We start from the raw sequence: 9,103 nt of genomic DNA, 5'->3' as shown, positions 1-9,103 counted from the left end.
GTGGAAGCGGGAAAATGTCCCGCAAGTGTTAGCTCATCGTTGTGCTTATCTGAATAGGTTAATTGACTCACCATTGCCCAGCCGCTCAGCATAATTGCTTGTAGAAAAAATGACATGTTCCCTATCGAACTACGATCAAAATCAGATAGCCTCAAAGAATTACGCGCTAAGATGCAAGAATAACTCGAAAATGGTATGGCTTTATGTTGGTTAATTGATCCGCAAAATCAACAAGTAGAAATATATAAACAAAATCAAGACGGAGAAACAATAACATCTCCGCAAACACTTTTAGAAGGAGCAATATTACCAGAATTTATTTTAGATTTTGCAGAAATTTGGAATTAATTTTTGAGGAAACAAGAATATAATGCAAACTTCAGATTCTTCAAAAGATGCAATACCTGCTAGTTTAAGTCAAATAACTGGCTTTGACGCGCAACATCCGCCCGATCCGAAGTTAATTGATACGTGCGTTCATTGTGGATTTTGTTTGTCAACGTGTCCAAGTTACCGCGTTATTGGCAAAGAAATGGATTCGCCACGCGGACGTATTTATTTAATGGATGCAGTCAATGAAGGCGAAATTCCGCTGAGTAAAGCGACGGTACAACATTTTGACTCGTGTTTAGGATGTCTGGCGTGTGTAACAACGTGTCCTTCCGGCGTACAATACGACAAATTAATTTCGGCAACACGTCCTCAAGTTGAACGCAACTATCCCCGCTCTTTAGGCGATCGCTTGTATCGTCAACTCATTTTCTCACTATTTCCCTATCCCAACCGTTTGCGATTTTTACTCGCCCCTCTATTTCTCTACCAAAAATCAGGCGTACAAAATTTTGTTCGTGCAACAAAGTTACTGCAACGCTTTTCGCCTCGCCTCGCCGCGATGGAATCGATATTACCCAAAATTACCATTAGTTCATTTCAAGACAAACTACCTACGATTATTCCTGCCCAAGAAGAGAAACGCTATCGTGTGGGGATGATTTTAGGGTGCGTACAGCGACTATTTTTCTCCCCAGTTAACGAAGCGACTGTCAGAGTCTTAACGGCAAACGGTTGCGAAGTTGTTATTCCCAAAACGCAAGGCTGTTGTGCTGCATTACCGCATCACCAAGGACAAGAAGAACAAGCTAAAGCCCTAGCGCGACAAATGATTGATAGCTTCGCTGATACTGGCGTAGATGCAGTGATTATTAACGCCGCTGGCTGCGGTCATACGCTAAAAGAGTACGGACATTTATTGCAAGAAGATCCAGAATACCACGATAAAGCTAAAGATTTTGCCGCAAACGTTAAAGATGCCCAAGAGTTTCTCGCTAATGTTGGTTTAACAGCAAAACTTTCACCCCTAACTGAAAAACCACTCACTTTGGTTTATCAAGATGCGTGTCACTTACTACACGGGCAAAAAATTAGTATCCAACCACGCCAGTTACTTCGACAAATTCCTGGTGTACAACTTAGAGAACCTCTTGATGCAGCATTATGCTGTGGAAGTGCAGGCGTATACAATATGCTACAACCCGAAGTTGCTGACGAATTAGGTAAACAAAAAGTCCAAAATCTCTTAAATACAGGTGCAGAGTTGGTTGCTTCGGCAAATCCTGGTTGTACGCTACAAATTACCAAACATATGCAACAACAGAGTAAAAAGATAGCGGTGATGCATCCAATGGAGTTATTAGATTACTCAATTCGTGGAATTCAGTTACATAGCTAATATAAATAACTTTGCAACTGCGGTAGCTTCACTAGTTTTTATGGGAGAATACCTCTTCATATAACAATTGTCTGAGGACTCATGGACGGTTTCTTAGATACCTATGGGTTTTTAATTGTCTCAATGATAATTGGGGCAATGCTAGGGCTATCGCTATACTTACCCCTCATGGCAGGACAATTATCTTTAGCAAGTCCAGGCTTTTATGCTTTAGGAGGATATATTGCTGCAATTTTATCAACGCAAGTATTTTCTACTCCCGAAGGTTTATTTCCCATTTCCCTATTACTTTTAGAAATACTCATCGCGGGAATAGTGTGTGGGATACTAGGCGTCATCGTCGGAATTCCGGCGCTGCGGCTACGCGGAATTTATTTAGCGATCGCCACAATTGCTTTTGTTGAAATATTACGCGTTGTTTCGCTCAATCTCGAAATTACTGGCGGTGCAGTAGGTATTTTTGGCATTCCTCAACCGTTTCAAACCACAATTGAGTATTTGTGGATTACAATCCCTTTACTTTTAGTCAGTGTATTCTTTCTCTACCGTCTAGAAAAAATTCACGTTGGTAGGGCTTTCGCTGCGATTCGCGAAGATGAACTCGCCGCCGATGCAATGGCGATTAACCCGACTTACTACAAAGTTCTAGCGTTTACCCTAGGCGCAATTTTAGCAGGAATGGTAGGCGCTATTAGCGCGCATTTCCTCAACACCTGGAATGCACGTCAAGGAACCTTTGATGCAAGTATCATCTATTTAACTTTTGTGTTAATTGGTGGTTCCAGAATCTTTATTGGACCTGTGTTAGGTGGTATGGTATTTACAGCATTACCCGAAGTGTTAAGAGCGATCTCCGATACTCCAGGTTTACCTATCGCCTTAGCGCAATTTCTCCGCGACGGTCGTTTAATTATTTTTGGATTGCTAATTGTCCTTGGTACAATATTTTTCCCTCAAGGCTTAGTCACGCCAGAATTGTTTAAGGGACGAGGGATAAAAGCATGGATGAAGAAGTAGATTTAAAGCATAATGAGCCTATATTAGAAGCACAGCAGCTAACACGGCATTTTGGTGGTTTAGTTGCCGTCAATCAAGTTTCATTTACTGTTAATAAACATGAAATTTTTGGTTTAATTGGTCCTAACGGTGCTGGTAAAACGACACTTTTTAACTTAATGACAGGTTTAATTCAACCTTCGAGTGGAAAACTTTTGTATTGTGGTCAAGAAATTTTAAAACTCCGCCCGCACCAAATTGCCTCTAAAGGAATTGCTAGAACATTTCAAAATATTCGCTTATTTGGCGAACTTACTGCAATAGAAAATATAAGTGTTGCCCGACATATTCATATTAATAGTAACGTATTCACTGGTGTTTTAGGTTTACCACCTGCACCAAAAGAAGAACAGAAAAATAAACAAAAAGCCTTAGAACTACTTGCTTTAGTTGGTTTAAGCGGTCGCATTTCAGAAAAAGCCCGTAATTTACCTTACGGCGATCAACGCAGACTAGAAATTGCTCGTGCATTAGCGTTAGAACCACAAATTCTACTTCTAGACGAACCAGCAGCAGGAATGAACCTCAAAGAAAAACAAAGCTTAAGCAAATTTATTCGGCAAATTGCTACAGAGTTGAATTTAACTATTATATTAATTGAACATCACGTACCACTTGTTATGGGATTATGCGATCGCATTGCCGTTTTAGATTTTGGTCAGTTGATTGCGCTAGGTCAACCAGAAAAAGTTAGAACTGATCCAGCCGTGATCGAAGCTTACCTAGGAGTAGGATCGTGAGCTTAGGTAATCATAAAGAAGTCATTTATCCTACTGATTACTTGCTAGAAATCAAAAACTTGTCAGTTAATTATGGTGGTGTTCAAGCACTAAAAAATATCGATATTGTTGTTAAGTCAGGTGAAGTTGTTACCTTAATTGGTGCAAATGGTGCAGGAAAAACTACCACACTACGTGCAATCTCTCGACTTGTCAATTGTCGCAGCGGACAAATCTATTACGATAAACGCGACATCACTCGTTATCCTGCATACAAAGTTGTGCAAAATGGTATCGCGCATTGTCCCGAAGGAAGACGAGTCCTCGCCCGTCAAACTGTTCTCGACAACTTAAAACTTGGTGCATATACCCGCCCTGACTCTGCAATCGTTAAAGCCGATATCAATCATCAATTCGAGATTTTTCCACGTCTATTTGAGCGCCGCAACCAACTTGCAGGAACCCTTAGCGGTGGCGAACAACAAATGCTTGCGATCGCCCGCGCCCTCATGAGCAAACCCAAACTCCTACTCTTAGACGAACCTAGCCTCGGACTCGCCCCCGCGATCGTCCGCGAAATCTTCTCCATCATCCAAAACCTCCGCACCACTGGCGTCACTATCCTCCTCGTCGAACAAAACGCCAACCTCGCCCTGCAAATCAGCGATCGCGGCTACGTACTAGAAGCAGGCTGCATCACCCTCACCGACAAAGCCACAAACCTCCTCAACAACGAACAAGTCAAAAAAGCCTACCTAGGCTAAAATCACACCAAAAGACCTCCCTACCTCTTTACTTGGCACTCTGTAGTGTCTGAAGTGGTTCGTTACCTCAAACCTATGACCCAACTCATCCTGCTTCTACTAACCCTTTTTATCAATCCCACTACAGCAATCGCCAAACAAACACCCGCTATGCTCAACCTTCAATCCTACCAATGGAAAAACCGCCTGCTGCTAGTATCCGCCTCCTCAGAAAACACCCCAGAATACCAACAGCAAATGCAATTATTCTCAAATCAAACCGCAGAATTTGCCGACCGCGACTTGCTCTTGATTGAACTCTTCGCCAACGGTACAAGCCGCATCAATGGCGATCCGATTAACCCAGAAGAAGTCACCCAAATCAAACAACAATTTAATATTGGCGACGACTTCAGCCTGATTCTCGTTGGCAAAGATGGTACAGCTAAACGCCGCGAAACTACTCCTGTAAAGCCCACCGCCATCTTTCAGCAAATCGATGCTATGCCAATGCGCCAGCAAGAAATGCGATCGCAATAACTTACTCTCCGCTTACTTGAACAAATACACTTCTTGTCCGCGGACCATCTAAATCAAAAAACAACACCGATTGCCAAGTCCCCAGCGCAAGTTTTCCATCCACAACTGGAATAACTTCGCTACTACTCAGCATCATCGCCATCAAGTGCGAGTGTGCATTCATCGGTTCATCCGGTGGAACAACTCGCAAATGCAAATCGTTATGTAAGTACTTCTCATCAGGAGGCGCTAACTTCTCCAAATGTACCTTGATATCGTGTAGCAATCTCTCCTCGTTCTCATTAATCGCCAAAGCCGTCGTTGTATGTCGCGAAAAAACTAATACTTGACCATTTTGAATCGCGGTAGTAGCAAGGATTGTCTTAATCTGGGGCGTAATGTTATAAATACTAACTCCCTCAGCGGTTTCAACTTCGATTAGCTCATTTTTAATCAGCATGACTTCACACCAGCAGGTTTTGTGGTGTCACAACTCAATAACTTACGTTAAACAACTAACAAACGGAGAGGGTGGGATTTGAACCCACGATGACGTTGCCGCCATAACGCATTTCGAGTGCGTCGCATTCAACCACTCTGCCACCTCTCCAATAGGCAGAATTTTGCCTTATTGTAAACAATACTATCACGAATCAAGGTTTTTTTTATAGCAACGCAGCACTATTTTCTGCTTCATCTACTGTTGCCCTAAATCCTTTTTCGGGTGTCCACTGAATCGCACCATCTCTTCCTGTCCAAAAAAGCGGAATTTTGCTTTGATTGAGTAGCGTCATAGTGTCAGTATCAACATCGATAGCCGAAGCGATCGCAACTTCTGGTTTTACTGCCTCAATCACTTCCTTTTCCAAAACCTCTCCAGACCACCACAGCACCTGCGCACGCGGCAATTTTTTTGTGAAAGCCAGATGCTGTTGCTTCTCAGGTGCAACATCATCGAGTAATATCCATGTTTGCTCTTTGATCTGTAACTGCAGTACATCATTGTCAATTTGTATTTTTGTAGCACCTGCAACTGATGTTTGTTTTTCGGTTGAAGTATAAAAATTTCTCACTGGCAAGCGCTGACTTATTTCTTCCCAACTACGGTGATTTGTTTTTCTGTCAGTAGCGATCGCCCACTCAATCTGATTGACACCTTGCTGCTGCAAAAATGGCAATATGCTAAATTGCACAGTGTTCCTATTTCCACTATTCACGAGTAAAACTTTACCTTGATCTTGTAGAACTAACACAGGATCGCTCGTTGCAAGGATTGTTGCCCGAAATACAGTAGCTTGATTATGCCATATTGGAATCAAAATGATGCCTATTATCATGACTCCTATTAACCACGAACGTTTTTGCCACCAGGAGGGTTGTAACCAAGCTAAAATGATTAACGCGTAAACGATGAGTAACTGCCAAACAGAAATTTTACCTACAGCGATTGAATTTCCAGGTAATTGCGCAAAAAATTCTACTAACCCAATCAAAAAATGAGTTGGGTAATACAATAACCAAGCTAAAGCACTGCCTGCAAGCGGATAAATGAGACATGCGATCGCACTTATAATTCCACCAATGCTGATAACTGATATCAGTGGTGTACTTAAGATATTGACTGCCAAACTATACAGCGGAACAACACCAAACACCTGAAGTTGCAAAGGTAAAGTCCATAAAGCGGCTGAAAGAGGAACTGCAATTAAGGCGGCGATCACCACAGGTAGCCAATCTAAACATTTAATCAACGGCGGTACTGTAACGATTAATCCTAAAGTAGCCAAAAAACTCAGTTGAAATCCTAAATCCCAAATCCACAGCGGATTGAAGATTAACAATAGAGTTGCAGCAAACAATAACGAGCCCAAAGGCTTAACTTTTCGCTTTGTCCCAATCGCAACAAGTACCGCAAATCCCATGACAACAGCGCGCAACACCGATGGCTGTACACCTGTTAATCCCAAAAAAAGTAGTAATGCACCTCCTGCAAAAACTGTTTGCAGCACTACTGAAAACCGCCGTAACAGCCCTAGCATCACACCTAAAATCAACGAAGTTTGAAATCCTGATGCAGCTAAAGCATGGGCTAACCCCACTTGTACAAACAAGTCACGAATATCATAAGGTAAATCAACCGCCCTTCCACCCATTACCATCGAACTGACAAGTGGTCCAGAGGGACTGCCTAACCACCGTACTTGCGATCGCACGATTTTTTGGCGAATTTTCCACCATCCCCAATTAGGAGTTTCTTGTCCTTGCGCAATTTCAACTCGTCGCCCACTCAAACCCGCAAATGCACCCTCTCTTGCTAAATACGCGCGAAAATCAAAGCCGCCTGGATTTGTCGCCGTTGCTGGTTGATATAAAACACCACTAACTACAATTTTTTGCCCAGGATATAACCCTGTCGCTTGGAGTAGAGGTACAGTAACGTAAACTTTTCCCGTAACTTTGTTTTCTTCTAACCAACTTGCGGCTAACCAAAATTGTCCGCGTTGACTGCGAGTCAAACGTGGCGTACTCGTAATTTCTCCCTGAACAGTAACAACCTGCTGTTGGTTTGTAATTAATCGACTAATATCATTTGTTGCTGGCTGTGGTGTTCGTGCTTGAAAGTATAAACTCGCTAACAAGCCAATGATTCCAGCGATTAACCAAACGTGGGGTTTAGGACTACCACGCCAGAAACGTTTCACAAAGATAAATGCAACTATCCCGATCGCTAAAACTGCATATCCTCCCCACTCAAAAGTTGTAGATAACAAACCTGCAATAAAAGCCAAGCACAAAATAGCTGCGTTCATCTGCGTTATTAAATTGCTAACCCTAATTTCAGCCCGAATACAGCATGAAGCACCATTAAACCAAGCGCGGTACTTCCTAGATAGGCGTGAATTGTGCGTAGTGTACCTTTATCGCGTCCAAAACCAAACAGCGCGATCGCCGCATTGACTAACAACAACACCAGTAAACTTGAACCTGTCCAAAAATGCGAACTTTCCATAATCGGCTGACGTTGCATCACTAAAGATAACACCCCACCGGTATAACCAAGAGCCATAAATAAAAACATCCACGGTGCTAATGTGCGATGATCTGCCAAACTTTTACTCGCAACAGCTTTATTTGTCGCAACTCGTCCCCGCCATCCTGCATATCCGACAAAGCTACCCATAACAAATAGAACAATTGCCATCATCGCTGGGTGTCCCCAGTGCACAATCGGTTCTGGTATTCCTAAACTGCGAAACCATCTGGCGATCGCTTCTAACCCTTCCATGAAGTTAAACATGAGCCGCAACGCCTCCTTTTCCTTTCAATAGCGGGAAACCGAGGGTTTCTCTTTGCTGTACATAAAGCTGAGCGATTTTTCTTGCTAAGCTACGGATTCTAGCAATATATCGAGTTCGTTCCGTGACAGCGATCACTCCTCGTGCATCTAGCAGGTTAAAGGTATGCGAACACTTCAATACATAATCTAAACTCGGTAAAATCAATCCTCTTTCAGTAAGCTGTTGTGCTTCTTGTTCGTACAGATTAAACAAGGTAAACAACAACTCTGGATTTGACGCTTCAAAGTTATACGTACACTGTTCTATTTCCCCTTGCAAGTGAACATCACCATAAGTAATATCATCAGTCCACTGAATCTTTGTAATCGCCTCAACTTCCTGAAGATACATCGCTAATCTTTCTAGCCCGTAAGTTATTTCAATCGAAACTGGACGACAATCAATTCCCCCACACTGCTGGAAGTAAGTAAACTGCGTAATTTCCATCCCATCGAGCCAAACTTCCCAACCAGTGCCCCAAGCGCCGACAGTCGCATCCTCCCAGTTATCCTCCACAAACCGCACGTCATGATCTTCCGGATGAATCCCCAAAGCCTTCAACGAATCAAGGTAAATCTCTTGAATATGGTTAGGTGAAGGCTTAATCAAAACTTGGTACTGATAGTAATACTGAACGCGATTAGGATTTTCCCCATAGCGTCCATCAGTAGGACGACGACACGGTTCAACATAGGCAACCGCCCAAGGTTCAGGACCTAAAGCTCTAAGAAATGTATGTGGATTCTTGGTTCCTGCGCCTTTTTCGATATCGTAAGGCTGCGCGATTAAGCAGCCGCGATCGCTCCAAAACTGATGTAACACAGCAATAACTGACTGAAAATTCACTGTTGTTTAAACCTTTTTTCATAACTCCTTTTCAAAGTTTGCCTTATTGTTGCCCTCAAATGCTTTATCCAACTGAGTTTTCAGCAATCAAAAAAAACTTTCCCAATTGACTTGACAATTCAGATTGGGGTTAGATATATTAGTAAAGCGCCG

The 9,103-nt window shown here is 42.6% G+C and carries 10 protein-coding genes and 1 tRNA gene; 6 read left to right on the top strand and 5 right to left on the bottom strand.

Annotated features, from left to right (window positions below; translation table 11 throughout):
* Positions 1-195: 195 nt before the first annotated feature.
* The 6 genes from NIES1031_RS23540 to NIES1031_RS22940 all read left to right on the top strand — a co-directional run bounded on the left by NIES1031_RS23540 (position 196) and on the right by NIES1031_RS22940 (position 4,787).
* Positions 196-348, top strand: a complete 153-nt coding sequence (locus NIES1031_RS23540; RefSeq protein ID WP_236738963.1) for a PDDEXK family nuclease — start codon at positions 196-198, stop codon at positions 346-348.
* Positions 349-370: 22 nt separating this feature from the next.
* Positions 371-1,729 carry a (Fe-S)-binding protein gene (locus NIES1031_RS22960; RefSeq protein ID WP_073551749.1) on the top strand — a complete coding sequence of 453 codons (1,359 nt, stop codon included), beginning with the start codon at positions 371-373 and terminating at the stop codon, positions 1,727-1,729.
* An 81-nt stretch (positions 1,730-1,810) separates the two neighbouring features.
* On the top strand, positions 1,811-2,746 hold the full coding sequence (locus NIES1031_RS22955; RefSeq protein ID WP_073551748.1) for a branched-chain amino acid ABC transporter permease: 936 nt from the start codon (positions 1,811-1,813) through the stop codon (positions 2,744-2,746).
* Positions 2,731-3,525, top strand: coding sequence for an ABC transporter ATP-binding protein (locus NIES1031_RS22950; RefSeq protein WP_073551747.1), 795 nt, complete (start codon positions 2,731-2,733; stop codon positions 3,523-3,525). The genes NIES1031_RS22955 and NIES1031_RS22950 overlap by 16 nt, the downstream gene beginning before the upstream one ends.
* A gap of 41 nt (positions 3,526-3,566) precedes the next feature.
* Entirely contained in the window at positions 3,567-4,268 is a 702-nt protein-coding gene (locus tag NIES1031_RS22945) for an ABC transporter ATP-binding protein (protein ID WP_218596939.1), read from the top strand.
* A 75-nt stretch (positions 4,269-4,343) separates the two neighbouring features.
* Positions 4,344-4,787, top strand: coding sequence for a DUF4174 domain-containing protein (locus NIES1031_RS22940; protein WP_073551746.1), 444 nt, complete (start codon positions 4,344-4,346; stop codon positions 4,785-4,787).
* 1 nt (position 4,788) lies between these two features.
* Here the strand turns inward: NIES1031_RS22940 and NIES1031_RS22935 are convergent, their stop codons facing one another.
* From NIES1031_RS22935 to glyQ, 5 genes are all read right to left on the bottom strand, one after another.
* On the bottom strand, positions 4,789-5,226 hold the full coding sequence (locus NIES1031_RS22935; RefSeq protein WP_073551745.1) for a secondary thiamine-phosphate synthase enzyme YjbQ: 438 nt from the start codon (positions 5,224-5,226) through the stop codon (positions 4,789-4,791).
* Between the two features lie 63 nt (positions 5,227-5,289).
* Positions 5,290-5,376, bottom strand: a tRNA-Ser gene (locus tag NIES1031_RS22930).
* A gap of 55 nt (positions 5,377-5,431) precedes the next feature.
* Positions 5,432-7,576: a ComEC/Rec2 family competence protein gene (locus NIES1031_RS22925; RefSeq protein WP_143167857.1), complete on the bottom strand. Its 2,145-nt coding sequence runs from the start codon at positions 7,574-7,576 to the stop codon at positions 5,432-5,434.
* An 8-nt stretch (positions 7,577-7,584) separates the two neighbouring features.
* The gene (locus NIES1031_RS22920) at positions 7,585-8,064 is read right to left on the bottom strand and encodes a DUF4079 domain-containing protein (RefSeq protein WP_073551743.1); all 480 of its coding nucleotides are present in this window, start codon (positions 8,062-8,064) and stop codon (positions 7,585-7,587) included.
* Complete coding sequence (gene glyQ, locus NIES1031_RS22915; RefSeq protein ID WP_073551742.1) at positions 8,057-8,950, bottom strand: glycine--tRNA ligase subunit alpha; 894 nt, start codon at positions 8,948-8,950, stop codon at positions 8,057-8,059. The genes NIES1031_RS22920 and glyQ overlap by 8 nt, the downstream gene beginning before the upstream one ends.
* Between the last annotated feature and the right edge of the window lie 153 nt (positions 8,951-9,103).

The organism is Chroogloeocystis siderophila 5.2 s.c.1 (assembly GCF_001904655.1).
GTDB lineage: Bacteria > Cyanobacteriota > Cyanobacteriia > Cyanobacteriales > Chroococcidiopsidaceae > Chroogloeocystis > Chroogloeocystis siderophila.
The sequence above is the reverse complement of the archived record's forward strand: the minus strand, read 5'-3'. Positions and strand labels throughout refer to the sequence as shown.